This is a genomic window from Streptomyces sp. BYX5S, from assembly GCF_054724165.1.
Map to the genome: position 1 here is coordinate 6,299,418 of NZ_CM138829.1, position 26,090 is coordinate 6,325,507.

Consider the following 26,090-nt stretch of genomic DNA (forward strand, 5'->3'; position numbering starts at 1 on the left):
CTCGGCCGTGTTCGAGCACCCGTGCGGGCTGTACGGCGGAGATCACAGCGGCAGAAGGGCACGCGCGCGTGGTCGCGCGTTCACACCGTCCAGGCCGTCTCCAGCCGCACGATGTCCCCGGTGATGGTGGCGATGTCGTCGTCCGTCTGGGCGCGCTGCGAGAGGCGTTCCACCCGGTCGACCTGGTATTTGCCGTGCTCGGCCGCCGAGCGCCACATGGACAGGACCAGGAATTCGTCGCCCGGGGCGTCGCCGAACAGTCCCCTGATCATGCCGGGCGATCCGGCCATCGCCGGGTTCCAGACCTTCTGCTGCATCAAGGTGAAGTGCTCGGCACGGTCTGCGTGCACCGTGCAGTGGGCCACCCGTACGACGTCCGCGTCCGTGAACCGCGGCTCGAACCCGGTCTTCACGTCGAAGCGGTGGTCGAACAGCTTGGCCTGGAGGTTCTTGTACGTGCCCGACTGCGCGGCGGCGAGCCGGTCGTGGGAGCGCGCCATGAAGGAGTCGTAGAAGGCGCGGCTCTCCCAGAAGCCGAAGACATGGGCCACATCGGGCCGTTGTCTGCTCCAGCCACCACCCTGACCTCGGAATCCCGGCTCACCCAGAAGCCCCGCCCATTTCCGCTGTCCCCGCTCGAAACCCCGACGGTCCACCACAGTGCAACGAATCCACTTGACCAGCACCGCGCCATCGTACGGCGCGCACACCGCCCGCCGTGGCGGTCCCGAACCCACGGTCGAGCACACCCCTGAGGGGGATGACCGTGTTGTTGTCAGTGGGACCACGTAGCGTATCCGTAGCACTCAACATCGCACCGAGGAGGGGGAGTTCGGTGAGCAGCCTCCACAAGGGACACGAGAAGATCGAGATCGGTCTGAAGTGGGACCCGAGCCCGATGGGCTCGCCTCCCCACGACCTGGACCTCATCGCCGCGACGTACACGGGCGACGACCCGCACGGCAGCCCGGCGTACGTCGTGCACTTCGACAGCCGGTCACCCGACGGGACCATCACGCTCAACCGGGACAGCCGGACCGGCCAGGGCTTCGGATTCGACGAGGTCATGACCATCGAGCTGGAGCGGCTCGCGTCCACCTACGCGCGCGTGGTCGTGGGCGTGACCATCCAGCAGAGCGAGACCGGGACCGGCCGGGCCAAGGTGTTCGCGGACGTGCGGAACACGGCCGTGCGGATACGAGAGGGCTACACCGACCTGTCGCAGCACGACTTCTCGGTGGTCTCCGACTCCGCCGCGACCACGATCGCGGAGTTCAGCCGGGACGCCGACGGGGAGTGGTCGTTCCGCGAGACCGTCCGGGGTTTCGACACCGGCGACCTGAACGCGTTCGCGGCGGTGATGGGCACGCTGTAGGCGCGTCCTTTGCTTCCCACGGGTACGTCCCAGGGGGCACTTGGCCGCCGGTCACGCCCGAGGGCACGCCGAAGGGGCGGCGGAACCGTAGTGGTCCCACCGCCCCTTCAGGTCAGACGTCCAGCCCGATCAGGCGTACCGCCGGATCAGCTGCAACCGCTGGTCGAGCCGCAGCCCTCGCAGATGTAGCAGGAACCGGCGCGCTGCATCTTCGTCCCGCAGGAGAAGCAGAGCGGAGCGTCGGCCTGGATGCCCAGCTGCATCTCGACGAGCTCGGCGCTGGTGTGCGCCTGCTGCGGGACGGGCTGCGCGGTGGCACCCTCGGCCTTCGGCGTCTCGACGGCCTTCAGCTCCTGGGCGCGCGGCGCCGACTGGGACAGACCCTCGACGTCGACCTCGTCCTCGGTCGGCTCGTAGGAACCCGTCTCCAGGTGGCGCTGACGCTCCTCGGCGGAGTGGATGCCGAGCGCGGAGCGCGTCTCGAAGGGCAGGAAGTCGAGCGCCAGGCGACGGAAGATGTAGTCGACGATCGACTGCGCCATCCGCACGTCCGGGTCGTCCGTCATGCCGGCCGGCTCGAAGCGCATGTTGGTGAACTTCGAGACGTAGGTCTCCAGCGGCACGCCGTACTGGAGGCCGACCGATACGGCGATGGAGAAGGCGTCCATCATGCCCGCGAGGGTGGAGCCCTGCTTGGACATCTTCAGGAAGACCTCGCCGAGACCGTCGTCCGGGTAGGAGTTGGCGGTCATGTAGCCCTCGGCGCCGCCCACCGTGAAGGAGGTGGTGATGCCGGGACGGCCCTTCGGGAGGCGCTTGCGCACCGGGCGGTACTCGATGACCTTCTCGACGGCCTCGCGGATCGTCGCCTCGGTCTTCTCGGTGACCTCGGTCTTCTCCTGCTCCTTCTTCTTGGCGGAGAGGGGCTGACCGACCTTGCAGTTGTCGCGGTAGATCGCGAGCGCCTTGACGCCCATCTTCCAGGCCTCGAAGTAGACCTCCTCGACGTCCTCGACGGTCGCCGTCTCCGGCAGGTTGACCGTCTTGGAGAGCGCGCCGGAGATCCAGGGCTGGATGGCGGCCATCATGCGGACGTGGCCCATCGCGGAGATGGAGCGCTCGCCCATGGCGCAGTCGAACACCTCGTAGTGCTCGAGCTTGAGGCTCGGGGCGTCGATCACATTGCCGTGCTCGGCGATGTGGGCGACGATCGCCTCGATCTGCTCCTCCTGGTAACCCAGGCGGCGCAGGGCCTGCGGCACGGTGCCGTTGACGATCTGCATCGAGCCGCCGCCGACCAGCTTCTTGAACTTGACCAGGGCGAGGTCGGGCTCGAGGCCGGTGGTGTCGCAGGACATCGCGAGACCGATGGTGCCGGTCGGGGCGATGACCGACGCCTGGGCGTTACGGAAACCGTTCTTCTCGCCGAGGCGGACGACGTCCTGCCAGGCCTCCGTGGCGGCGGCCCAGATCGGGGTGTCCAGGTCGTCCATGCGGACGGCCGCGGCGTTGGCGTCGGCGTGCTGCTTCATGACGCGGTTGTGCGGGGTGGCGTTCTTGGCGTAGCCGTCGTACGCGCCGACGACCGCGGCGAGCTCGGCGGAGCGCTTGTAGGACGTACCCGTCATCAGCGACGTGATGGCGCCGGCGAGGGCGCGGCCGCCGTCCGAGTCGTAGGCGTGGCCGGTCGCCATGAGCAGGGCGCCCAGGTTCGCGTAGCCGATGCCCAGCTGACGGAAGGCACGGGTGTTCTCACCGATCTTCTCGGTGGGGAAGTCCGCGAAGCAGATCGAGATGTCCATCGCGGTGATGACCAGCTCGACGACCTTGGAGAAGCGCTCGACGTCGAAGGACTGGTTGCCCAGGCCGTCGTCCTTGAGGAACTTCATCAGGTTCAGCGAGGCGAGGTTGCAGGACGTGTTGTCCAGATGCATGTACTCGCTGCACGGGTTCGAGCCGTTGATGCGGCCGGACTCCGGGCACGTGTGCCAGTGGTTGATGGTGTCGTCGTACTGGATGCCGGGGTCGGCACAGGCCCAGGCGGCCTCGGCCATCTTGCGGAAGAGCGACTTGGCGTCGACCTCCTCGATGATCTCGCCGTCCATGCGGCCACGCAGGCCGAACTTGGAGCCGGTCTCGACGGCCTTCATGAACTCGTCGTTCACGCGGACCGAGTTGTTGGCGTTCTGGTACTGGACGGACGTGATGTCGTCGCCGCCCAGGTCCATGTCGAAGCCCGCGTCACGCAGGGCGCGGATCTTCTCCTCTTCCTTCACCTTGGTCTCGATGAAGCCCTCGATGTCGGGGTGGTCGACGTCGAGGATGACCATCTTGGCCGCGCGGCGCGTGGCGCCACCCGACTTGATCGTTCCTGCAGAGGCGTCGGCACCGCGCATGAAGGAGACGGGACCCGAGGCGTTGCCGCCGGAGGAGAGCAGCTCCTTGGAGGAGCGGATGCGGGAGAGGTTCAGGCCGGCGCCGGAGCCGCCCTTGAAGATCATGCCCTCTTCCTTGTACCAGTCGAGGATCGACTCCATGGAGTCGTCGACGGACAGGATGAAGCAGGCGGAGACCTGCTGGGGCTGCGGCGTGCCGACGTTGAACCAGACCGGCGAGTTGAAGCTGAAGATCTGGTGCAGGAGGGCGTAGGCCAGCTCGTGCTCGAAGATCTCGGCGTCGGCGGGCGAGGCGAAGTACTTGTAGTCCTCACCGGCCTTCCGGTACGTCTTCACGATGCGGTCGATGAGCTGCTTGAGGCTCACCTCGCGCTGCGGGGTGCCCACGGCGCCCCGGAAGTACTTGCTGGTGACGATGTTGACCGCGTTCACCGACCAGAACTCGGGGAACTCGACGCCACGCTGCTCGAAATTGACCGAGCCGTCGCGCCAATTGGTCATGACGACGTCGCGATGCGCCCACTCCACCTCGTCGTACGGGTGCACGCCGGGGGTGGTGTGAATGCGCTCGATACGCAGACCCTTGGTGGCCTTGGCTCCCTTGGCCCGGGAGCCTCGTGCCGGGCCGCTCGCCGTCTCTGTCATGCCGCCTCCCATATATCGGGCTAAAACGCCCTAAAGTGCCCGGATCTTCCCGTGCACGGTGTGTGTCTTGATGTTGCGGCCGCCGCTCTTGCCGCCCGCAACAGGTCTTTGGGTCGCCGCCCGCCCGGCCCGTGGCCGTCAGTCGGCGGCGTGGGCGGGCACGGGGACTTCTACAGTCCCTCCGGGCCCGCTCTCACTCTCTGCGCGCTCCGCGCCGGCGCAGTCCGCCTCCGCGCCGGGCGCTTGCTCCCTCAGTTCCGCGATCGCCGACTCGAAGTCCTCCAGCGAGTCGAACGCCCGGTACACGGACGCGAACCGCAGGTAGGCGACGAGGTCCAGCTGCTGAAGCGGACCGAGTATGGCCAGGCCCACGTCGTGCGTGGTCAGTTCGGCGCTTCCGGTGGCGCGCACCGCCTCCTCGACCCGCTGGCCGAGCTGGGCAAGGGCGTCCTCGGTGACCGGACGGCCCTGACACGCCTTGCGTACGCCATTGATGACCTTGGTGCGACTGAAGGGTTCGGTCACCCCGCTCCGCTTCACGACCATCAGTGAGCACGTCTCCACCGTCGTGAAACGACGGGAGCAGTCCGGACACTGACGGCGCCGGCGGATCGACGTGCCGTCGTCGGTGGTGCGGCTGTCGACGACACGACTGTCGGGATGCCTGCAGAAGGGGCAGTGCATGAACTCCCAACCCTCCTTCACGGCACGACTCGATGGCCCCGAGGGGCTGGTGACGCCTCTCGAAGCAGCCCCAAGCATAGGCGATGACCACGGACGCGATGGACCGGGGACCACAACTTCTGGGCTGCGGATCCAATCCAACCACTACATCTGGGGTTTGGCCGCACATTGGGCCCTAGAGCGTGTCGCGCGTGCGGAACGCGCAGCACAAGGGCCGCGAGGCCGGGCGACGGCGTGCGCCGGACCGGCGCGACGCGAGAAAAAGGCGAGGGCGGTGCCCGGCCGACGGAGGGACGAGTGGCAGACTGGGGAACCCACGGGCCGAGCCTCGACTCCAGCGCTGAAGCGTACCGGATTGAGCTGAATTGCCACTCCGCTTCGGCGCGGCCCTACACCCGGGCACATGATCACGACAAGCAATCTGCGTTTTTTCACTCGAACGTGTGTTTGGCGCAACCTTTCGAAAGGAACTACCGTTGGCTAGCTAGGGAGACATTCTCGAGAGGGGCCGACCGACGTGACCACGACCGCAGACAGCGCCACCATCACTGCCCAGGGCCGCCCCCAGGGCCGACTCGAGCCGGTGCATGCCATGAATGACGCAGCCATGAGCCAGGAGGGGCCGAAGCCAGGCCGCTCACTGCCCGGCCGACCTCCAGGGATCCGCGCGGACAGCTCGGGCCTCACAGACCGGCAGCGCCGCGTGATCGAGGTCATCCGCGACTCGGTGCAGCGCCGGGGGTACCCGCCGTCCATGCGGGAGATCGGCCAGGCGGTCGGCCTGTCCAGCACGTCGTCGGTCGCGCACCAGCTGATGGCTCTCGAGCGCAAGGGCTTCCTGCGCCGCGACCCGCACCGCCCGCGCGCCTACGAGGTACGCGGCTCGGACCAGCCCAGCGCGCAGCCCACGGACACCACGGGCAAGCCCGCCGCGTCCTACGTGCCTCTGGTGGGCCGGATCGCCGCCGGTGGCCCGATCCTCGCCGAGGAGTCGGTCGAAGACGTCTTCCCGCTCCCCCGGCAGCTCGTCGGTGACGGTGAGCTGTTCGTCCTGAAGGTCGTCGGTGACTCGATGATCGAGGCCGCGATCTGCGACGGGGACTGGGTCACGGTCCGCCGCCAGCCCGTGGCGGAGAACGGTGACATCGTCGCCGCGATGCTCGACGGCGAGGCCACCGTCAAGCGCTTCAAGCGGGAGGACGGCCACGTATGGCTCCTGCCGCACAACTCGGCGTACCAGCCGATTCCCGGTGACGAGGCCACGATCCTCGGCAAGGTGGTGGCCGTTCTGCGGCGCGTCTGACGCCCCTCCCTGACCGGGCCCCGGAACCTACTGCGCCGGTTCCGGGGCCCTGCGCTGTCCGCGCCAGGGCCCCCGCGCCGGCCGCCATTCCTGGCTATTCGCCGTCGGCCTTCACCGGCACCGCGTCCGCGGCCGCCTTCTTCGCCGCCGCGTCGATCGCCGAGAGCGAGCGCCGCGCCTGGTTCCGGTCCGTCGTGAACCAGAAGTCCGGCATCGATGCCTTCAGATAGCTGCCGTACCGTGCCGTCGCCAGACGGGGGTCCAGGACCGCGACCATTCCGCGATCACCCGTCGCCCGTACGAGACGGCCCGCGCCCTGTGCCATCAGCAGCGCCGCGTGCGTGGCGGCCACGGCCATGAAGCCGTTGCCGCCCGCCTCCTCGACCGCCTTCTGGCGCGCGCTCATCAGCGGGTCGTCAGGGCGCGGGAACGGGATCTTGTCCATCACGACCAGCTGGCAGTTCGGGCCCGGTACGTCCACGCCCTGCCACAGCGACAGAGTGCCGAACAGGCAGGTCTCCGGGTCCGCCGCGAAGTTCTTGATCAGCTCGCCCAGGGTGTCCTCCCCCTGGAGCAGGATCGGGAACTGCGGGATCCGCCCTCGCAGCTCCTCGGCCGCCGCCTGAGCGGCCCGCATCGAGGAGAAGAGGCCGAGCGTGCGACCGCCGGCCGCCTGGATGAGCTCGCTCAGCTCGTCCGTCATGTCCGTACGCGTGCCGTCACGCGTCGGCTTCGCGAGGTGCTTGGCGACGTAGAGGATGCCCTGCTTGCGGTACTCGAACGGGGATCCGACGTCGACGCCCTTCCACACGGGCAGGTCTTCGCCCTGGGTGCCTTCCGGGGCGAGGCCCAGGGAGGCCCCCACCCCGTTGAAGTCGCCGCCCAGTTTCAGCGTCGCCGAGGTCAGGACCACGGAGCGGTCGGTGAAGAGCTTCTCCCGGAGGAGGCCAGAGACGGACATGGGGGCCACGCGCAGGGAGGCTCCGAAGCGGTCGTGGCGCTCGTACCAGACGACGTCCCACTCCGAGCCGTTCGTGATCCGCTCCGCCACGTCGTGGATGTTCTCCACGGAGGCCCTGGCCTGCTTACGGACCGCGTCCTCGTCCTGGACGGACTTGTCACGGGTGTTGCCCAGCGCGGTGATCACCGTACGGGCGGCGTCGCGCAGGGCCATGAGCGCGTAGCCGAGGTCCTCCGGGACTTCTTCGAGGCGGCCGGGCAGGGCCAGCTCCATCACGCGCTCGAAGCCCTCGGAGGCGGTCTGGAGCTGGTCCGCCGCCTTCTCGTTGACGAGCTTCGCCGCGCGCTTCACCGCCCGGTTGACCTGGCCGGGGGTCAGCTCGCCCGTGGCCACTCCGGTCACCCGCGAGACCAGCTCGTGCGCCTCGTCGACGATCAGCACTTCGTGCTGCGGCAGGACCGGCGCGCCCTCGATGGCGTCGATGGCGAGCAGCGCGTGGTTGGTCACGATGACGTCGGCGAGCTTGGCGCGCTCGCGGGACATCTCGGCGAAGCACTCCTGCCCGTAGGCGCACTTCGACGCTCCCAGGCACTCGCGCGAGGAGACCGAGACCTGCGACCAGGCCTTGTCCGAGACTCCCGGCGTGAGATCGTCCCGGTCACCCGTCTCCGTCTCGTCCGCCCAGTCCCGCATGCGCAGCAGGTCCTGGCCCAGCTTGCTGGTGGGCGCGGCCGCCTCGAACTGGTCGAAGAGGCCCTCTTCCTCCTCCTGCGGCGCGCCCTCGTGGAGACGGTGCAGACACAGATAGTTCGACCGGCCCTTGAGCATCGCGAAATTCGGGCGGCGCCGCAGCAGCGGGTGGAGCGACTCCACCGTGCGCGGCAGGTCCCGCTCCACGAGCTGGCGCTGGAGGGCCAGCGTGGCGGTCGCCACGACGACGCGCTCCCCGTGAGCGAGGGCCGGCACCAGGTAGCCGAGTGACTTACCGGTGCCGGTGCCCGCCTGGACAAGCAGATGGGAACCGTCGTCGATCGCCTCGGCGACGGTCTCGGCCATGGTGACCTGGCCAGGGCGCTCCGTGCCGCCGACAGCGGCGACGGCGGCGTGCAGGAGCTCGGGGAGTGAGGGCTTCGTCATAGCTCGACCACCCTAAACGGACCCACTGACATTCCGGCGATCACGGCTGGTGCAGCGGATTGGCGACGGTACCGTGCACGGCGGCGTGCGGGCGGTCGGCGCGGTCGCGGTAGCCGTCGAGGTGCAGCCGGTTGCGGTTGAGGCACAGGCGCTCGATCTCCGGGGTGAGCAGGTCGAACATCTCGTACCGCTCCTTGCACTCCGGAAAGCGCGCGTGGTGGCGCAGGATCTCCGCGCGCACCAGGCTCCAGAACTCGGCCTCGGGAACGCCGAGTTGTTCCTCGTACAGCGGGGCCAGGTAGCGGAAGACGCCCACGAAGAGCCCCGAATGGATGAACTGGGTGAGGAACGCGGGGTCCTCCGTGAGCAGGACCTCGCGGACGTCCTCGGGCATGGAGTCGTGCTCGGGCAGCGGCTCGGAGCTGATGTTGACGTCGTCCACGAAGTCCTTGACCGCGAGCCGGGTGGGCACGTCCTGGTCGTCAAAGACGACGATGGCGTTCTCTCCGTGCGGGGAGAAGACGGTGCCGTAGCGGTAGAGGAAGCGCAGCAGTGGGGGCAGCAGGGCGGCGAGGAGCCTGCGCAGCCAGGTCTTCGGGTCGAGACCGGAGCGCGCGACGAGCTCCGCGACGAACGCGCGTCCTTCGGAGTCGATGTGCAACAAGGAGGCGAGCGTCCGGGCGCGCTCTCCGGGGGCGAGGTGCCGGACGACGGGCTCGCGCCAGATGGCGCCCAGCAGTTCCTTGTACTGGTAGGGCACTTCGGCGAGCCCGTCGTACAGCGGGTGTTCCACGGTCACGGAGGCGACCTCGCCGAGCAGGATGACGCCGCATTCGTCGCGCAGGAAGGGGTCGGCGTCGCGCAGCGCGTGCACCCACGCGGTGACGGCGGGCGCGGCCCAGGTGCGCTCCGTCGGAAGCCCGCGCCATACGAGGGTGTTGAAGATGGAGAGCGGAAGCTTCACCGTGTGCCGTTCCGGGTGCGCGATGTTCAGGAACGTACGGATGGACTGCTGGGGCAGCCGCAGGTCGCCGTCCGCAGGGAGCGGAACGATGTCGCTCGAGGCGACGGACGGGGCGAAGAGCGGCAGCACGACGTCGTCCCACTGCCAGGGGTGCACCGGCAGGTAAAGGTACGCCGCGGGGTCCAGGCCGCGGGAACGGAGTTCCTGCGCGAACAACGCACGGGTGGGCCCGTCGAGTTCACGTTCGTAGAGGGCGGCGGGGTCGTCGAGGCCGATGACTCCCCGGTATGTGGCGAGGGCGTTGTGCACGGCGATCCACGGGAGGCGGGTGGGGCGGCGGGCCTCGGGCGCCCAGCGGGAGGTGTCGGTCGCGGTGAATCCGAGGCGGCCCTTGTTCAGGACGAGCCAGGGGTGGCCTGTCTGGTGACCTTCGAGCTCCGCGTAGCCGAGCTCGGCGAGCTGGGCCGCGGTGAGCGCGGTGTGGTCGAGGCGGGCGTCGGCGGCGAGGGTGACAGTGAGTTCACGGATGAGGTGGCCGAGGGTGTTGCCGTCGAGGCCGAGGACGTGCTTGGCGCGCAGCAGGAAGGTGAAGGGGTCGGTGAGGGGTTCGCGGGTGGGAGGAGTGGCGGCCGGACCCTGGGTCCCGGCCGCCCCGGGCTCCCATTCCATGCTCGCCGGGTCCACCCGCCAGCTGCCGTACGCGCCGCGGCGGGCGCGGAAGTGGAAGGTGCCGCCGGGGTCGCCGACGGCCCCGGACGCGGCGCGGCCCGCGGGCAGGCGCAGGGAGTAGGGGTGGAGGCCGGAGCCGGCCGGAGTGTGGGGCTCCGGCCGCAGGATGTCCTCGTAGGCGAACTCGCCGACCAGCTTGGCCAGCAGGCGGGCGCCCGCCCGGACCCAGTTCTCCGACGTGAGTTCGGGCGGGGCGTACAGCTCGGGCGGCTCTTCGGAACTCGGGACGACGGACTGATTCGGCACGGGGACTCCTCGGACGGGAACCGGATCGGGTCGAAGTTCGTTACAGAGAGTGACTGGCCGGAAGCGCGCTGCGGAGGGCGCGGTCACGGACCATCAGCGCGGCCCGCTTGTCGGGGAGGTCCACCTCGGCGAAGAAGCGGAATCCCGCGCCCAGGAAGGCGGAGACGGAGGGGGTGTTGCGAAGGTCGGGTTCCGCGACGACGCGCGCGCAGCGCGGACGGTGATCGAGTACGAGGTCGGCGACGGCTTGGAGCAGCCTGGTGCCGAGCCCTCGTCCGCGGTCGGCGACGCCACCGATGAGGAGGTGGATCCCGGTGTCGTGCGGGCGGGCGGGGTAGTGGCGGGCCAGCGGGTCGAGGTCGGCGCGGTAGATCTCCCAGTAGCTCATCGGCGTGCCGTCGAGGACGCCGAGGCAGGGCACACTGCGTCCGTCGCCGTCGAGCTGGGGGCGCAGGTGGTCCGCGGTGACGGTGTCGGGGCCCTCGAGTTCCCAGAAGGCCGCCACGGCGGGGTCGTTCATCCAGCGGCTGAGCAGTGCCAGGTCCCGCTCGACGCGCACGGGCACGAGTTGGAACACGCCTGAGGGGGTGGTGACCGGTCCCCACTCCCCCACGTCGTCCAGCAGGTCGTGCTCGGTCGGGGCGGTGGGGTCGGCGGCGGTGCGTCGGTGGGCGCCGTCGTGCTCCGCGATGAGCGCGATCAGCTCGTCGGGGAGGCGCAGGTCCAGGGTGTCCTGCGCGTCGGCGTCGTCGGCGCAGTGGACGGTGCCCGCGTCCTGCGTGCTGGTGGTGCCCTCCGCGGGCGGGGCGGTGTCGTGGGGGTCGGTGTCGGGAGTGGTGTCCGTGTCGGTGCTCGCATCGGTGGGGTGCACGGCGACGCTCCTCTCTCAGGAACGGCGGGAGTGAAAGGGGTTGGCGATAGTGACGTAGACGGATTGGGTGTCGACGGGACCGACGAGTTCGTCGAGGCCGTGCAGCCGGGTGAGCATGTTCGCCTTGCAGCGCAGCGTGGGCGAGTCGAGCAGCAGGCTCGGCAGCGTGCTGCGCCGCCGGGTGGGCCCGGTGGCGGCCTCGTCGAGGAAGCGGCGGAACGCGGCGAGCAACAGCCGCTCGTCGGCGAGGCGTTGGGAGCCGAAGGCGCCGATCAGGCCGAGCACGTTGTTGATGGCGAGGTAGTAGGCGAAGCGCTCGTCGGTGACGTCGTCGTCGACGAAGGTGTCGCTGTGTGTGCCGATGCCGGGCAGGCGGCGGTCGAGTTCGGCGCGGCGGGACTCGCGGAAGTAGTAGCCCTGGTTGTCCCGGTAGCGGCCGCCGGTGGGCCAGCCGTCGGCGTCCAGGAGCAGCAGGGTGTTCTGCTGGTGGGCCTCCAGGGCGATGCCGGCCTCGCCGTCGAGCCAGAGCACGGGGCGTACGACGTGTTCCAGGTAGCGCAGGAACCACTCGGCGGCCACGGCTCCGCGGGGGCGTGCGGTGCGGGCCGCGAGCCGGGTCACGGTGTCGGCGAGGCGGGAGCTCACGGCCGGGCGGTCGGTGGGGGCCGCCGGATCGGCGGACGGCCGGGGCGATACGAAGCCGGCGAGGCAGGAGGCGTCGTCGGAGGGGCGGAAGGGGTTGGTGCGGATCATCACGTCGAGCCCCGGCACGGGTGCGCCGTCCGGGCCGTCGACCGCGAGCCAGGCCGGGTCGCGGACGATGTCGAAGCCGGGGTGCGCTGCGCGCCACTGCTCGGCGAGGCCGGTGCCGAGGAGCCGGTGGACCTCGACGCCCCGGTGGAGTTCCTTGCGGAGGTTCTCCCGGCGGGAGTTGGTGATGCGCAGGCCGAGGGAGAGCTTGAGCATGGCCGGGGCGCCGGGCCGGTACAGCGTGCGGACGGAGGAGGTGGGGAACCAGGGGTCGCCGTGCGGGCCGAGGTCGCGCAGCAGACCGGCGTCCAGGAGGGCGGCGGTGGCGGGGCGGTGCCGCAGCTCGCGCAACTGCCACGGGTGCACGGGCAGCGCGGCGTGTCCTTCGGGCACCTGGAGGCCGGGGCCCGCCAGTTCGGCGGTGAGGTCGGCGGCGTCGCGGGCGCGGCCGTCTTCGGTCCAGGCCGAGTCGTGGGCGAGGACGTCCGGGGCGACGGAGATCCAGTGCAGCGGGAAGGAGCCGCGCAGCTCCGGTGAGTAGCGGCCCGATTCGGCCTCGGAGAGTCCCTCGCGGCTCTTCGGCGTCGGGTGTAGGGGGTGGCCGAGGAGGAGCGCCTGCTCGGCGGCGAGGAAGGGATCGGCCGGGTCCTGCGGGTGTTCGCGCCGGTCGGCGATGAAGTCGGTGGTGCGGCGCAGCGAGTCGGCGACACGGACCACCAGTTCGCCGCCGTCGCCGCCGGGGACCTCGGCGGTCGGGGCTGCCGCGGCGTGGTCGGGGCCGGTGGTGGCGTCGGCGTCGCCGTGGGCCGATTCCCTGCTGAGGAGGGCGGCGAGCGTGACGGCGTCCACGCGGGGGGCGCGGTGCGGAGCGCTCTCCAGGCAGGGCAGCCCGAAGCGGTGCCAGCCGGCGGGCGACCAGTAGTGGACGGGGACGAGGAGGGCGGTGCCGCTCGCGGGGAGCGGGATGCGCAGGGCACCGTGGGAAGGAGGAGCGATGTTGTTCTCGCGCACCCAGCAGCGCAGCAGGTTCTCGACGGCCGCGGCCTGGGCGGCGGTGCCGGGGTCGGGGTGTTCCAGGAGGTCCGCCGCGGGGGTGCGGGGACGCTCGGCCTCTTGGTCGCCGCGGTACTGCCGCGGGATCGGGTCGTGCTCCGGGGTGTGCGGGTCTTGCGTGTCGCAGGATCCGCCGGCGGTGGGACGGGGACGGCCGTCGGAAGCGGGTGTGGCGTTCAAGAGGGTTCCTTGCGTGGGGTGGTGGGCTCCGTGAGGCGGTGGGTCGGCTGGTCGGGCGCGTCACCGCCGTCGCTGGCGGGAGTGGGTCTCGGGGCGCTCCTACGGATGGTGCGGGTGGGCCGGTGCGACCGCGGCCAGGGCGTCCGCGAGCCGGTCCACGACGGCCGCGGCCTGCTCGTCGGTGATGGTGAGGGGCGGCAGCAGGCGGACGACGCTGGAGTGACGGCCCCCGAGTTCGACGATCAGGCCGCGGGCGAGGCAGGCGTCGCGCACGGCGGCGGCGAGTCGGGGCGCGGCGGGCAGCGGGGCGGCCCCGGCGAGCAGCGGATCGTCGACGAGTTCGGGCGGAGTGGTGGCGGTGGGTGCGCCGGCTCCGTCCGGGTCGACGAGTTCCACGCCGATCATGAGGCCCCGCCCGCGCACCTCTCCGACGCACGCGAAGTCGTCGGCGAGTTTGCGCAGTTGGCCGAGCATGCGGTCGCCCAGGGTGGCCGCGCGCTCGGCCAGGGCGTTCTCACGGACGTACGCGAGGGTGGCGGCGCCCGCGGCCATGGCGAGCTGGTTGCCGCGGAAGGTGCCGGCGTGGGCGCCGGGGCTCCAGACGTCCAGGTCGTCGCGGTAGACGATCACGGCGAGCGGGAGGCTGCCGCCGATCGCCTTGGACAGCACCATGACGTCGGGGACGACGCCGCTGTGCTCCACGGCCCAGAAGGCGCCGGTGCGGCCGACGCCGGTCTGCACCTCGTCGACGATCAGCGGGATGGAGCGCCGCTCGGTGAGGGCGCGGTTCCTGCGCATCCAGGCGTCGGGGGCGGGGATCACGCCGCCCTCCCCCTGCACCGGTTCGAGGATCATGCCCGCCGGATCCGGCACCCCGGACTTGGTGTCGTCGAGGAGGGACTCGGTCCAGCGGGCCGCGAGTTCGGCCCCGCGCGGTCCGCCGATGCCGAAGGGACAGCGGTAGTTCTGCGGATACGGCAGGCGCGTGACGCGGACGTCCTGCGCCCCGCCCGAGGCCGCGAGCGCCCCCGCGGTCATCCCGTGGTACGCGCCCGTGAAAGCGAGCAGGCCCGAGCGGCCGGTGGCGGTGCGGACCAGCTTGAGCGCGGCCTCGACGGCGTCGGTGCCCGCGGGTCCGCAGAACTGGATGCGGGCCCGGTCGGCGAGCGCGGGCGGCAGCGTGCTGAACAGCTCCGTGGTGAAGGCGTCCTTGACCGGGGTGGCCAGATCGAGGACGTGCAGCGGCGCCCCCGAGTCGAGCACCTTGCGGATGGCCTCCAGCACGACCGGGTGGTTGTGGCCGAGAGCGAGGGTCCCCGCGCCGGACAGGCAGTCCAGATAGCGGCGGCCGTCCGCGCCCTCGATGGTGAGCCCTCGGGCGCGCACCGGCACGATCGGCAGGGCGCGCGCGTAGGTGCGCGCCGCGGACTCCCGCGCGCCCTGACGGCGCAGGATCCCCTCGTGCTGAACGGTGTCGCGCGCGGTGGTCCCGGATGCCCCGCCGACGGACGGGGCCGGCACCACCGCGGTCTCAAGATCGGTCACAGGCACAGGATCTGTCACGGCCACGTCTGTTGGTCCTCCCGCTGGATATACGGCCGAAAAGGTCCCTCGACTCACCCGTCGGCGCGGCGGGTTGGCGTGCGCTGAACGTCGACTGAGGTTCCCCCGTACGTACCAACGACGCGGCGGGCGGAGGAACACGGCTCGTGCGGGACTCATGAGCAGACTTTTGCCGGGTGCGCCGTGGCGGCGGTGGTGCGCCGGGCGTCAACGCTCCGTGCGGACCGGAAGATCCCTCCGTGACGGAACCGTTGCGGCTTTGTCGGCCGTCCCCGACGGCACCGGCATAGTGTGGTGTGCCGTTCGGGGGGGAGAGGCCAGGCCTCACGTCCTCCGCGCGCGTACGGCAGTTGAACCATTTCGAAGCCCAGGGGGATTCACGACATGCGACCCATACGCCCGCAGTTCGCCGCTCGCCGCACACGGGGCGCGCGCAGCAGAACGTCCCCCGTGGCGGCGGTTGCTCTCAGCGCGGTGCTCGCCCTGACCGCCACGGCGTGCGGATCGAGCCAGGACAGCGCGAGCGACAAGCCGACCGACGCGGCTTCCGCGGGCGATGGCAAGTTCAAGATCCCGGACGACCTCGGGGACCGGCTCAAGGAGCACGGGATCGACCCGGACAAGTGGAAGGACGGCGAGTGGAAGAACTGGGACAAGGACAAGTGGCTGCGTGAGGCGCAGGACTTCGTCAACCCGATCATCGCCGGTCTGTGGGACTCGGACCGCATGCGGGACGCCGACGAGAACCCGGCCGGGGAGGTCGACGAGAACGACCTGTCGGGCGACCAGGGCGTGACGGACCCGGAGCCGCGGCCGGTGGCGGCAGCGGGCGTCGGCACCCCGTACCACGCGAACGCGCCGTACGCGGGCAAGCTGTTCTTCGACGGGCCCGAGGGGTCGATGGTCTGCTCGGCGACGGTGGTCGCCGACCCCGCGCACCCGGGGAAGTCCAACATGCTCTGGACGGCGGGCCACTGTGTGCACGCGGGCAAGAACGGCGGCTGGTACCGCAACATCGCGTTCGTGCCCTCGTACAACAACGACGGCAAGTCGGCGCAGGAGTTGCAGAACACGCCCAAGGAGGAGGTCGCTCCGTACGGCGTGTGGTGGGGCGACGGGGCGCTGACGTCCGACCAGTGGATCGCGCGGGGCGGCCCGACGGGCGGCCAGGGCGCCACGTACGACTTCGCCGTGATCCATGTGACGCCGGAGAAGGGCGGCACCACGAAGTCGCTGGAGGAGACGGTCGGTTCGGCGCTCCCGGTGGACTTCAACGCGCCGGCGGTGCCGAGGATCGCGCAGCTGACCGCGAAGGGCTACCCGGCGGCGGCGCCGTTCGACGGGCAGAAGATGTACCAGTGCGCGGACAAGCCGGGACGCCTGTCGCTGAACGACACGGACCCGACGATGTACCGCATCGGCTGCACCATGACGGGCGGTTCGTCCGGCGGTGGCTGGGTCGGCCAGGGGTCCGACGGCAAGCCGGTGCTGGTGTCGAACACGTCGATCGGCCCGGTGACGGCGGGCTGGCTCGCGGGGCCGCGGCTCGGCAAGGAGGCCAAGGGGATCTACGACGCGGTGAGCAACAAGTTCGCCGGACAGTGATCCCGGGCCCAGCGGGGCCCACAGCGAACAGGACCACATGACTGAGCCCCTCTCCGGTGGACCGGGGAGGGGCTCAGCCCGTGCACGTACGAGCCGTCAGTTCGCGGCCGCCGGGACGTACGGCGCGAACTCCGCCGCGAGGTCCTCGTGGACGCGTGCCTTCAGCAGCGTGCCCTCCGGGGTGTGCTCCTCGGAGATCACTTCGCCGTCGGCGTGCGCCCGCGCGACCAGCTGGCCGTGCGTGTACGGCACGAGGGCCTCGATCTCGACCGCGGGGCGCGGCAGTTCGACGTCGATGAGCGCGAGCAGCTCCTCGATGCCCTGGCCCGAGCGGGCCGAGACGGCGATCGATCGCTTCTCCACGCGCAGCAGCCGCTGGAGCACCAGCGGGTCGGCCGCGTCCGCCTTGTTGATCACCACGATCTCCGGCACGTTCGTCGCGCCGACGTCGCGGATGACCTCGCGCACGGCGGCGAGCTGCTCCTCCGGCGCGGGGTGCGAACCGTCGACCACGTGCAGGATGAGGTCGGAGTCGCCGACCTCCTCCATGGTCGAGCGGAACGCCTCGACGAGGTGGTGCGGCAGGTGCCGTACGAAGCCGACCGTGTCGGCCAGCGTGTACAGGCGGCCGCTCGGGGTCTCGGCGCGGCGGACGGTCGGGTCGAGGGTGGCGAACAGCGCGTTCTCCACCAGGACGCCGGCGCCCGTGAGGCGGTTCAGGAGCGAGGACTTGCCGGCGTTGGTGTACCCGGCGATGGCCACCGAGGGCACCTTGTGCCTGCGGCGCTCCTGGCGCTTGATGTCGCGGCCGGTCTTCATCTCCGCGATCTCACGGCGCATCTTCGCCATCTTCTCGCGGATCCGCCGCCGGTCCGTCTCGATCTTGGTCTCACCGGGACCACGGGTGGCCATACCGCCGCCCGAGGAGCCGGAGCCACCGCCACCCATCTGCCGGGACAGCGACTGACCCCAGCCACGCAGGCGCGGCAGCATGTACTGCATCTGCGCGAGCGCCACCTGCGCCTTGCCCTCTCGGGACTTGGCGTGCTGGGCGAAGATGTCGAGGATCAGGGCGGTCCTGTCGACCACCTTGACCTTGACGACGTCTTCGAGATGGATGAGCTGGCCGGGGCTGAGCTCACCGTCGCACACGACGGTGTCCGCACCGGTTTCGAGCACGATGTCGCGCAGCTCCTGGGCCTTGCCGGAGCCGATGTACGTCGCGGCGTCCGGCTTGTCGCGGCGCTGGATCACGCCGTCGAGCACGAGGGCGCCCGCCGTCTCGGCGAGGGCGGCGAGCTCCGCGAGGGAGTTCTCCGCGTCGTGAACCGTTCCCGACGTCCACACGCCGACGAGGACCACGCGCTCCAGGCGGAGCTGTCGGTACTCGACCTCGGTGACGTCCTCGAGCTCGGTGGAGAGGCCCGCGACGCGGCGCAGAGCCGCGCGCTCGGAGCGGTCGAACTGCTCGCCGTCCCGCTCTCCGTCGATCTCGTGGCTCCAGGCGACGTCCTCTTCCATCAGGGCATCGGCCCGAAGACTCTCGGGGTGGTTCTGCGCCGTCTGCTGCGCGTCCTGGGAAGGGGAAGAAGAGGAGGTCATTGGGTCCTTACGTCGGTGGGATACGAGGGGTGCGACGGGCATGGCACCCGTCATCACTGACAACGCGCGCACTGCCCGGGGGATTCCCGCGGGCGCCGATCCGTCGGCCCGCGCCGTCGACGGTGTCGATGTTCGCACGGCACGGGGCGTCTCGTCACTCGATTTGTTTCCCGCTGTCAGCCCTGCGACACCGGGTCGGACGTCCATTTCGGGTGCCCCGGCATGGGCGGGGTCTTCTTCGCGTACAGCCAGTCCTGGAAGAAGCCGCTCAGGTCCCGGCCGGCGATCCGGGAGGCGTGCTTGACGAAGTCGTCGGTGGTGGCGGTGGAGTCACGGTGCGTGCTCACCCAGGTGCGCTCCAGGAGCTGGAAGGCGTCCTTGCCGATCTCCTGGCGCAGGGCGTAGAGGACCAGGGCGCTGCCGTCGTAGACGACGGGCCGGAAGATGCTGATCTTTCCGTCGTCGGAGGGCACCTTGGGCCGGGCGGGCGGTCCGCCGTCGGCGCGCCAGGCGTCGGACGCCCGGTAGGCGGCCCGCATCCGCCGCTCCATGGGCAGGTCGCCCTTCTCCTCGGCGTACAGGGCCTCGTACCAGGTGGCGTGTCCCTCGTTGAGCCACAGGTCGGACCAGGTGCGGGGGCTGACACTGTCGCCGAACCACTGGTGGGCCAGCTCGTGGACCATGATCGACTCGACGTACCACTTCGGGTAGCCGGAGCGCTGGAACAGGTCTCTCTCGAAGAGAGAGAGCGTCTGTGTCTCGAGTTCGAAGCCGGTGGAGGCGTGGGCGATGAGCAGCCCGTAGTTCTCGAAGGGGTAGCCGCCGACCTTCCCTTCCATCCAGGCGATCTGTCCCGGCGTCTTCGCCAGCCACGGCTTCAGCGCCTTGACGTCGCCGGCCGGCACGACATCGCGTACGGGCAGCCCGTTCGGCCCCTCCTGGTGGAGCACGGCGGAGCGGCCGATGGAGACCTGGGCGAGCTCCGTGGCCATGGGGTGGGCGGTGCGGTAGGCCCACTGCGTGGCGCCCGCGTGCCGCGTCTTCCCGACGGGGAGGCCGTTGGCGACGGCCGTATAGCCCTGGGGCGCGGTGATACGGAAGGTGAAGACGGCCTTGTCGGAGGGGTGGTCGTTGGAGGGGAACACCCGGTGTCCGGCGTCGGCCTGGTTGGCCATCGCGAGACCGTCCTTGGTGCGCAGCCAGCCGATCTCCTTCTTGCCGGGCCGGGGGTCGCTGGTGTGCCGCACCGTGATGTTCAGCGGTTGGCCGGGAGCGACGGCCCTGGCGGGCGTGACGATCAGGTCCTCGCCCTTGGTGACGTACTGCGCCCGCGCGCCGTTGACCCGCACGGAATCGACCGTGCCGTGCGAGAAGTCGAGGTTGATCCGGTCGAGCCAGGAGGTCGCCCGCGCGTCGATCCTGGTGACGGCGTCGAGGGGCTTGTTGTTGTCACCGTGGTACGTGAAGGAGATGTCGTAGTCGGTGACGTCGTAGCCGGGGTTGCCCAGGTGCGGGAAGAGCCGGTCGCCGATGCCGAGCGGTTCGGCGGGTCGGGGCGCGGTCGCGGCCACCAGGGCGAGCGAGGCACCGGCGGCGAGCAGCGCGGCGGTGCGGGGCGTTCGGGAGCTGAGCAGCATGACTTACCGCTATCAGCGCGCACCCCCGCGCGCGGGGGTGGCACGCGCCGCACCACCCGAACGAGCGCCCCGCGCGGACCTACAGGGCGCCCGCCGCCGCGTGCCGCGTGCGCCCCACGTCGTACACGCCCGGCACGTTGCGCATCGCCCGCATCAGTCCCTGGAGGTTGGCGGCGTCCGGGAGTTGGAGCGTGTACGTGTGCCGGACGCGGCCCTGGTCGGGCGGGTCGACGGTCGCCGAGATGATGGCGACGCCCTCCAGCGCTATGGCTTCGGTGAGGTCCGCGAGGAGGTGGGGGCGGCTGAAGGATTCGGCGATCAGGGTCACCCGGTACTCGGCGGCCTCCGCGTCCGCCCAGCGCACGCCCACCTCCGCGCGCCCCGCGTCCTTCATGCGCGCCACCCCGGAGCAGGCGACCCGGTGCACGGTGACGACTCCGCCGCGGACCGCGAAGGCGGTGATCTCGTCGGGCGGCACGGGCGTACAACAGCCCGCGAGTCGCACGGTGGCGCCCGGCTGGTCCACCACGACGTTGGCCGCCGAGGGCCGCGCCGAGGGGCCGCTGTAGGGGGCCCGGGGCGCCGAGGAGGGGGCGGTCGGGCCTTCGGGGTGGGTGGCCAGCCAGCGGCGGATGGCGATGCGCGCGGCGGGCGTGCGGGCGTGGTCGAGCCAGGCCACGGACGGCTCGGGCGCGGGGGTGCCCTCCGGCCCCGCCATGAGCAGTTGCACGGTGTCGCCGTCGCCGAGGACCGTACTGAGCGTCGCCAGGCGGCCGTTGACCCGCGCGCCGATGGCGGCGTGGGCGTCCTCGCCGTACTGCGCGTACGCGGCGTCGACGCAACTGGCGCCCGCGGGGAGCCCGATGGTGCCGCCGTCGGGCCGGAAGACGGTGATCTCGCGGTCCTGGGCGAGGTCCTCGCGCAGCGTCGACCAGAAGGTGTCGGTGTCGGGGGCGGACTGCTGCCAGTCGAGCAGCCGGTTCAGCCAGCCGGGGCGCGTGGGGTCGGAGCGCTCGCCCACGGTGTCCAGGTGCTCCTCCGCGGAGGGCGCGTACGGGTTGCCGAGCGCCACGACGCCCGCCTCCGCGACCTTGTGCATCTGGTGCGTGCGGATGAGGACTTCGGCGACCTCGCCGTCGCCGCGGGCGACCGCGGTGTGCAGCGACTGGTACAGGTTGAACTTCGGTACGGCGATGAAGTCCTTGAACTCCGAGACCACCGGCGTGAAACAGGTGTGCAGTTCGCCGAGGACGCCGTAACAGTCCGCGTCCTCGTTCACGAGGACGAGGAGGCGGCCGAAGTCGGCGCCCCTCAGCTCGCCGCGTTTGCGGCGCACCCGGTGGACGGAGACGAAGTGCCGCGGCCGGATGAGGACCTCGGCGCTCAGGCCCGCCTCGCGCAGCACGGAGCGCACCTCGGTCGCGAATCCGGCGAGGGAGTCCTCGGTGCGCTGGGCGTTCGCCGCCATCAGCTCGCGGGTCTCGCCGTACTCCTCGGGGCGCAGGATCGCGAACACGAGGTCTTCGAGCTCGGTCTTGAGGGCCTGCACGCCGAGCCGCTCGGCGAGCGGGATCAGGACGTCGCGGGTGACCTTGGCGATGCGCTCCTGTTTCTCCTGGCGCATGACGCCGAGGGTGCGCATGTTGTGCAGGCGGTCGGCGAGTTTGATCGACATGACGCGCACGTCGTTCCCGGTCGCGACCAGCATCTTGCGGAAGGTCTCCGGTTCGGCCGCCGCCCCGTAGTCGACCTTCTCCAGCTTGGTCACGCCGTCGACGAGGTAGGCGACCTCCGCGCCGAACTCCTCGCGCACCTGGTCGAGCGTGACCTCGGTGTCCTCGACGGTGTCGTGCAGCAGGGACGCCGTCAGCGTCGTGATCTCCGCGCCCAGCTCGGCGAGGATCAGCGTCACCGCGAGCGGGTGCGTGATGTACGGCTCGCCGCTCTTGCGCATCTGGCCGCGGTGCGAGGACTCGGCCAGCACATAGGCGCGGTGCAGCGGGTCCAGGACGGCGTCGGGGTAGTGGGCCCGGTGGGCCTCCGCCACGTGACCGATCGCGTCCGGCAGGCGGCCGCGGGCGGGGGCGCCCAGCAGCGCGGCGCGGCCGAGACGTCGCAGATCGATCCGGGGGCGGCCACGCCGACGATGCGATCCGGGCGTGATCGACCCCGGGTTCGCGGGGTTGGTCGCCTCCGCACTCATGAGCACCTCCGGCTTTGTCGACCGGCGGCGGGCTGGCGGCGGCACCCGTCCGGACCGGTGCTTGATGCTACCGAGCCCATCACGTGGCGCAGTCCCCCTCTCGCCGAGCGTGAAACGGATCACCCATTCGAGCGAAGGTTCACTGGTTTACGGTTTCGATCGCCGCGAACCAGTCGGTGTCGAGCCGACCCTCCGCGACGATCACGGCGGGACCGGTCATCTCGATCTCGCCGTCCGGACGCTCGGTGATCGTCAGCCTGCCACCTGGCAGATCGATCTCGTACGTGACAGGAGACCCGGTCACCACCGGGTCCAGGCCGTCCCTGCGGGCGGTCGCGACGGCCACGGCGCAGGCGCCGGTGCCGCAGGAGCGGGTCTCGCCCGAGCCGCGCTCGTGCACGCGCATGGCGACGTGCCGCGGGCCGCGGTCGACGACGAACTCAACGTTCACACCCTCCGGGTAGGCGTTCGCCGGAGCGAAGGGGGGTGCGGCGTGCAGGGTGCCCGCGTGGGCGAGGTCGGCCACGAAGGCGACCGCGTGCGGGTTCCCCATGTTCACGTTCGTCGCGGGCCAGGTCCGCTCGTCGACGCTGACCGTGACGTCGCCCTCGGGGAGCGCCGCCTTGCCCATGCCGACCGTGATCAGGCCTTCCTTGTCGATGTGGACCGTCTTGACGCCGCCTCGGGTGGCCACGGCGAGGTCGCCCTCGCCGACGTGCCCGGCGTGCTGGAGGTACCGGGCGAAGACCCGCACTCCGTTGCCGCACATCTCGGCCACCGAACCGTCGCCGTTGCGATAGTCCATGAACCACTCCGCCTCGGCAGCCATGTGCTTCGCCTCCGGGTGGGCGGCGGTGCGCACGACGTGGAGCACGCCGTCCGCGCCGATGCCGGCCCGGCGGTCGCACAGGGCGGCGACGGCGGTCGGCGGAAGCGCGAGGGCGTTCTCCGGGTCCGGGATGATCACGAAGTCGTTCTCGGTCCCGTGACCCTTGAGGAAGGTGGTCATTTCTCGATCGTACGAGATGGCTCCGGCAACCAGGGCGGCGGATCGGGCCGGCCGGTGCGGGGCGGGGTCAGCGCAGCCGTGCGACGCGCCACACGGCGAGCACCGCGACGGCCGCGACCACGACGACGTACGCGCCCACGACGCGCCAGTCCGGCCATCTGCCGGAGCCGCGCGGCGGCAGTCCGGGCAGCGTGTAGCCCACCCGGCGGGCCGCCATCATGCCCCAGCCCGCGGCGCAGGAGCTGATCAGGAGGCCGAGCATGGCGACGACCGCGCCGCCGTCGCCGAACTCGAAGAACAGCGGGAACGCGAACATCAGGGAGCCGATCGCGGCCAGCATCACGATGGGCGCAAGCTGCCAGATGCGGAGTCTGCGCTGCGGGCGCAGCTCGACCTCGACCTCTTGGGCCTCTTCCTGCGCGGCGAGCTCCTCCACGGTCGGTCCGTCGGCGATCACGCCGTCGGCGTTCGCCCCGGGACCGTCGGTGCTGAGCTGCTCTCCGCCTGGTGCGGTGTCACGAGGGCCGGCCTCCATCGCCACGCGCCCTCCCACTTCGGACTCCACTGGTCGATCGATGGTCGATGATGGCACGCCCGCGGAGGGCGCGATGACGGGCGGAGCGTCCCGATGCCATCACGTGATCAGGCTGTAACCGGTCGTTCGACCAACGACATTGCTCGAGCCGGAAGTTCCTCGCGGTCCGCCGCGGCTCCACTGAGCCAATGCACCCGCGGGTCGCGCCGGAACCACGAGTCCTGACGGCGCGCGAAGCGCTTGGTGGCGCGGACGGTCGCCGTGCGCGCCTCGTCCAGGGTGCACTCCCCGGCGAGGGCCGAGAGCACCTGCTGGTAGCCGAGGGCACGCGACGCCGTGCGTCCCTCCCGCAACCCCTGGGCCTCCAGCGCGCGCACCTCGTCGACCAGTCCGGCCTCCCACATACGGTCCACGCGCGTGGTGATGCGTTCGTCGAGTTCGGGACGCGCGACGTCCACGCCGATCTGGACGGTGTCGTAGACGGAGTCGTGTCCCGGCAGGTTCGCGGTGAAGGGCTGCCCCGTGATCTCGATGACCTCCAGGGCGCGCACGATGCGCCGGCCGTTGCTCGGCAGGATCGCCGCTCCGGCCTCCGGGTCGGCGGCGGCGAGGCGCGCGTGCAGGGCGCCGGAGCCGCGCAGCCGGAGCTCGTCCTCCAGGCGGGCGCGCACCTCGGGGTCGGTGCCGGGGAACTCCATCTTGTCGACTGCGCCCCGCACGTAGAGCCCCGAGCCGCCCACGAGGACGGGCCAGCGGCCCTCGGCGAGCAGCCGGTCGATCTCCGCGCGGGCGAGGCGCTGGTACTCGGCGACGCTGGCGGCCTCCGTGACGTCCCAGATGTCCAGGAGGTGGTGCGGGATCCCGTCGCGCTCCTCGGGCGTCAGCTTGGCGGTGCCGATGTCCATCCCGCGGTACAGCTGCATGGAGTCGGCGTTGACCACCTCGCCGCCGAGTTCCTGGGCGAGGAAAACACCGAGATCTGACTTTCCTGCCGCGGTCGGCCCGACGACGGCGATGACCCGCGGGGCGGGAGCTGCGCTACTCACCGCCCCAGTCTCGCAAACCCGGACGCCTGTTCACGAATGAGCTACGTGACGCCACCGGTTCGGGGTCGTTGCCTGTTGCGAGGTTCCAGCCGCCGGTTTCAAGGGCCGGCGCCCCGGTCGCCGCAATGGGACGCACCGGGTAGGGCGGGATTTCGCCCACACAAGTACCGTATGGAGTTGAAATGGGCGTTTTTTCCATGTTTCGCCGAAAGGCCGGCGAAGCGGGCGAGGTGTCAACCACCGAGGCTCAGGGTTCCACTCTGACGGCCGCTCCGGAGACGGAGGGCGCCGAGGGTGCCGACGAGGCCGCCGCGGCTCCCACCCCGGAGCAGGAGGCCGCGGAGGCCACCGCTGACGACAAGGCGGCCGAGGCCGCCGCGGCGGAGGGCGTGGAGATCCCGAAGCAGCAGTCCGCGGAGCAGGCCGCCGACAACGAGGCCGGCGAAGGCGCCCGCAAGTAGCTCCCGCGGGAGCTCAGTGCGACGGAAGGTACAGCCATGGGCTTCCTGGACTCGTTGAAGGCCAAGCTCGGTCCCGCCAAGGGCAAGGTCTCGGACCTCGCGCAACAGCACGGGGACAAGATCGACCAGGGCTTGGACAAGGCCGGCAGGATGGTCGACGAGAAGACCAAGGGCAAGTACAGCGACAAGATCCAGCAGGGCACGGAGAAGGCGAAGGACGCCGTCGACCGGATGTCCGGGCCGGATGCCAAGGACGCCAAGGACGGGGGCAACCCGCCGTCGTCGCCTCCGCCGGCGTCGTGACGTCGCGCGTCGCACCACCGGGCGGACGGCCGTGAAGCCATCGGGCTTCGCGGCCGTCGCCGTGTTTCCGGGGCTTCTACGGGCGGCGTCCCGGACGGGGCACGCCCGGGATCACGTCCAGGACGCCACGAAGTAGCCCACTCCGTAGGGAGCGTCCTCGTACAGGAGGCGGCCCGTGCCGTCCTGCTTGTCCCAGGCGGCGCTCAGGAGCTGCCACGGGGCGCGGCCGGAGATCTTCAGTTCGCGGGCGAGGTCGGCGTCGAGGTGCGCGAGGGTGCCGTCGACGTCGAGGTCGCGCAGGGCCGCGGCGATGGCGGCGTCGACGCCCTCCGCGCGTTCGTCCAGGTAGCCGGGGGCCTTGAGCGTGCGGCAGGCCGTGCCGTCGCCCATGACGAGGAACGCCACGCGCTCGGCCCCGGTTGAACCGTCGGCCAGTCGCCACGCGCCCTCGGCCCGGTCGAACGCGGAGCCGCCGCCCGCCATCTCGTAGCCGCGCGTCTCGCCGGTCCACCCCGCGCGCGCGAGCAGCCACGCGCCGACGGCGAGGGACGGCGGGAGCGTCGCCCCGGTGGCGCCGGACGGGGCGCCGAGGTGCACGTCGAGGTCGACGCCGAAGGGGCGGAAGGAACCGCGGGCTCCGGGCCGGTGGACGCCCGTGCGCGCGCCCTCGCCGATGACCCACACCAGGTCGGGTTCCGCCGCGAGCAGGGCCGCGAGCGCCTCGTCGCAGGCCGCCCGCGCGGCGTCCAGTTCCGGGGCCGCGCCCGCGGCGATCTCGGGCACGAGCAGGGGCGGGCACGGGCAGACGGCGGCGGCGACAAGCATGATCGGC

General features: G+C 71.1%; 20 protein-coding genes. 5 read left to right on the top strand and 15 right to left on the bottom strand.

Annotated features, from left to right (window positions below; genetic code table 11):
- Positions 1-80 precede the first annotated feature (80 nt).
- Positions 81-686, bottom strand: a complete 606-nt coding sequence (locus ACYBSK_RS28395; RefSeq protein WP_457480098.1) for a YdbC family protein — start codon at positions 684-686, stop codon at positions 81-83.
- A gap of 149 nt (positions 687-835) precedes the next feature.
- Here ACYBSK_RS28395 and ACYBSK_RS28400 point away from each other — a divergent pair, with 149 nt between their 5' ends.
- Positions 836-1,375, top strand: coding sequence for a TerD family protein (locus ACYBSK_RS28400; RefSeq protein WP_457480099.1), 540 nt, complete (start codon positions 836-838; stop codon positions 1,373-1,375).
- A gap of 146 nt (positions 1,376-1,521) precedes the next feature.
- Here ACYBSK_RS28400 and ACYBSK_RS28405 read toward each other — a convergent pair whose 3' ends face one another.
- Together ACYBSK_RS28405 and nrdR are read right to left on the bottom strand one after the other, a co-directional pair.
- A complete protein-coding gene (locus ACYBSK_RS28405) occupies positions 1,522-4,416 on the bottom strand; it encodes a vitamin B12-dependent ribonucleotide reductase (protein WP_457480100.1) in 2,895 nt (964 codons plus the stop codon).
- Positions 4,417-4,554: 138 nt separating this feature from the next.
- Positions 4,555-5,100: a transcriptional regulator NrdR gene (gene nrdR / locus ACYBSK_RS28410; RefSeq protein ID WP_457480101.1), complete on the bottom strand. Its 546-nt coding sequence runs from the start codon at positions 5,098-5,100 to the stop codon at positions 4,555-4,557.
- A gap of 517 nt (positions 5,101-5,617) precedes the next feature.
- Here nrdR and lexA point away from each other — a divergent pair.
- Positions 5,618-6,403, top strand: a complete 786-nt coding sequence (gene lexA / locus ACYBSK_RS28415; RefSeq protein ID WP_457480102.1) for a transcriptional repressor LexA — start codon at positions 5,618-5,620, stop codon at positions 6,401-6,403.
- A 94-nt stretch (positions 6,404-6,497) separates the two neighbouring features.
- Here the strand turns inward: lexA and ACYBSK_RS28420 are convergent, their stop codons facing one another.
- The 5 genes from ACYBSK_RS28420 to ACYBSK_RS28440 all read right to left on the bottom strand — a co-directional run bounded on the left by ACYBSK_RS28420 (position 6,498) and on the right by ACYBSK_RS28440 (position 14,818).
- A complete protein-coding gene (locus tag ACYBSK_RS28420) occupies positions 6,498-8,501 on the bottom strand; it encodes an ATP-dependent DNA helicase (RefSeq protein ID WP_457480103.1) in 2,004 nt (667 codons plus the stop codon).
- 40 nt (positions 8,502-8,541) lie between these two features.
- Positions 8,542-10,440 (bottom strand): IucA/IucC family protein, encoded by a 1,899-nt coding sequence (locus tag ACYBSK_RS28425; protein ID WP_460243835.1) that lies wholly within the window; start codon positions 10,438-10,440, stop codon positions 8,542-8,544.
- 40 nt (positions 10,441-10,480) lie between these two features.
- The gene (locus ACYBSK_RS28430; protein ID WP_460243836.1) at positions 10,481-11,311 is read right to left on the bottom strand and encodes a GNAT family N-acetyltransferase; all 831 of its coding nucleotides are present in this window, start codon (positions 11,309-11,311) and stop codon (positions 10,481-10,483) included.
- 15 nt (positions 11,312-11,326) lie between these two features.
- Positions 11,327-13,294, bottom strand: coding sequence for an IucA/IucC family protein (locus tag ACYBSK_RS28435; protein ID WP_460243837.1), 1,968 nt, complete (start codon positions 13,292-13,294; stop codon positions 11,327-11,329).
- Between the two features lie 99 nt (positions 13,295-13,393).
- Positions 13,394-14,818, bottom strand: a complete 1,425-nt coding sequence (locus ACYBSK_RS28440; protein ID WP_460247118.1) for a diaminobutyrate--2-oxoglutarate transaminase family protein — start codon at positions 14,816-14,818, stop codon at positions 13,394-13,396.
- Between the two features lie 423 nt (positions 14,819-15,241).
- Between ACYBSK_RS28440 and ACYBSK_RS28445 the strand changes: the two genes are divergently transcribed.
- A complete protein-coding gene (locus ACYBSK_RS28445; RefSeq protein ID WP_457480107.1) occupies positions 15,242-16,462 on the top strand; it encodes a trypsin-like serine peptidase in 1,221 nt (406 codons plus the stop codon).
- 96 nt (positions 16,463-16,558) lie between these two features.
- Here ACYBSK_RS28445 and hflX read toward each other — a convergent pair whose 3' ends face one another.
- The 6 genes from hflX to miaA form a co-directional block, all read right to left on the bottom strand.
- Positions 16,559-18,064, bottom strand: a complete 1,506-nt coding sequence (gene hflX, locus ACYBSK_RS28450) for a GTPase HflX (protein ID WP_457480108.1) — start codon at positions 18,062-18,064, stop codon at positions 16,559-16,561.
- A 176-nt stretch (positions 18,065-18,240) separates the two neighbouring features.
- Complete coding sequence (locus ACYBSK_RS28455; RefSeq protein WP_460243838.1) at positions 18,241-19,701, bottom strand: M1 family metallopeptidase; 1,461 nt, start codon at positions 19,699-19,701, stop codon at positions 18,241-18,243.
- Between the two features lie 79 nt (positions 19,702-19,780).
- Positions 19,781-21,904, bottom strand: coding sequence for a RelA/SpoT family protein (locus tag ACYBSK_RS28460; protein WP_460243839.1), 2,124 nt, complete (start codon positions 21,902-21,904; stop codon positions 19,781-19,783).
- Between the two features lie 139 nt (positions 21,905-22,043).
- Positions 22,044-22,913 (bottom strand): diaminopimelate epimerase, encoded by an 870-nt coding sequence (gene dapF / locus ACYBSK_RS28465; protein WP_460243840.1) that lies wholly within the window; start codon positions 22,911-22,913, stop codon positions 22,044-22,046.
- A gap of 67 nt (positions 22,914-22,980) precedes the next feature.
- Positions 22,981-23,448 (bottom strand): hypothetical protein, encoded by a 468-nt coding sequence (locus tag ACYBSK_RS28470; RefSeq protein WP_457481888.1) that lies wholly within the window; start codon positions 23,446-23,448, stop codon positions 22,981-22,983.
- Between the two features lie 107 nt (positions 23,449-23,555).
- On the bottom strand, positions 23,556-24,494 hold the full coding sequence (gene miaA, locus ACYBSK_RS28475) for a tRNA (adenosine(37)-N6)-dimethylallyltransferase MiaA (protein WP_460243841.1): 939 nt from the start codon (positions 24,492-24,494) through the stop codon (positions 23,556-23,558).
- Between the two features lie 230 nt (positions 24,495-24,724).
- On the opposite strand from miaA, the gene ACYBSK_RS28480 reads away from it, so the two are divergent.
- Positions 24,725-24,955: a gliding motility protein gene (locus tag ACYBSK_RS28480; RefSeq protein ID WP_460243842.1), complete on the top strand. Its 231-nt coding sequence runs from the start codon at positions 24,725-24,727 to the stop codon at positions 24,953-24,955.
- A 36-nt stretch (positions 24,956-24,991) separates the two neighbouring features.
- Positions 24,992-25,258: an antitoxin gene (locus ACYBSK_RS28485; RefSeq protein WP_457480114.1), complete on the top strand. Its 267-nt coding sequence runs from the start codon at positions 24,992-24,994 to the stop codon at positions 25,256-25,258.
- Between the two features lie 111 nt (positions 25,259-25,369).
- On the opposite strand, the gene ACYBSK_RS28490 is transcribed toward ACYBSK_RS28485, so the two are convergent.
- Positions 25,370-26,083 carry a class III extradiol dioxygenase subunit B-like domain-containing protein gene (locus tag ACYBSK_RS28490; protein ID WP_460243843.1) on the bottom strand — a complete coding sequence of 238 codons (714 nt, stop codon included), beginning with the start codon at positions 26,081-26,083 and terminating at the stop codon, positions 25,370-25,372.
- Between the last annotated feature and the right edge of the window lie 7 nt (positions 26,084-26,090).

Bases quoted from the DNA above. Each gene is read 5' to 3' on its own strand.
- ACYBSK_RS28405 (WP_457480100.1), bottom strand. From the start codon at position 4,416: ATGACAGAGACGGCGAGCGGCCCGGCACGAGGCTCCCGGGCCAAGGGA.
- nrdR (WP_457480101.1), bottom strand. From the start codon at position 5,100: ATGCACTGCCCCTTCTGCAGGCATCCCGACAGTCGTGTCGTCGACAGC.
- ACYBSK_RS28420 (WP_457480103.1), bottom strand. From the start codon at position 8,501: ATGACGAAGCCCTCACTCCCCGAGCTCCTGCACGCCGCCGTCGCCGCT.
- ACYBSK_RS28445 (WP_457480107.1), top strand. From the start codon at position 15,242: ATGCGACCCATACGCCCGCAGTTCGCCGCTCGCCGCACACGGGGCGCG.
- hflX (WP_457480108.1), bottom strand. From the start codon at position 18,064: ATGACCTCCTCTTCTTCCCCTTCCCAGGACGCGCAGCAGACGGCGCAG.
- ACYBSK_RS28455 (WP_460243838.1), bottom strand. From the start codon at position 19,701: ATGCTGCTCAGCTCCCGAACGCCCCGCACCGCCGCGCTGCTCGCCGCC.
- ACYBSK_RS28460 (WP_460243839.1), bottom strand. From the start codon at position 21,904: ATGAGTGCGGAGGCGACCAACCCCGCGAACCCGGGGTCGATCACGCCC.
- dapF (WP_460243840.1), bottom strand. From the start codon at position 22,913: ATGACCACCTTCCTCAAGGGTCACGGGACCGAGAACGACTTCGTGATC.
- ACYBSK_RS28470 (WP_457481888.1), bottom strand. From the start codon at position 23,448: ATGGAGGCCGGCCCTCGTGACACCGCACCAGGCGGAGAGCAGCTCAGC.
- ACYBSK_RS28485 (WP_457480114.1), top strand. From the start codon at position 24,992: ATGGGCTTCCTGGACTCGTTGAAGGCCAAGCTCGGTCCCGCCAAGGGC.
- ACYBSK_RS28490 (WP_460243843.1), bottom strand. From the start codon at position 26,083: ATGCTTGTCGCCGCCGCCGTCTGCCCGTGCCCGCCCCTGCTCGTGCCC.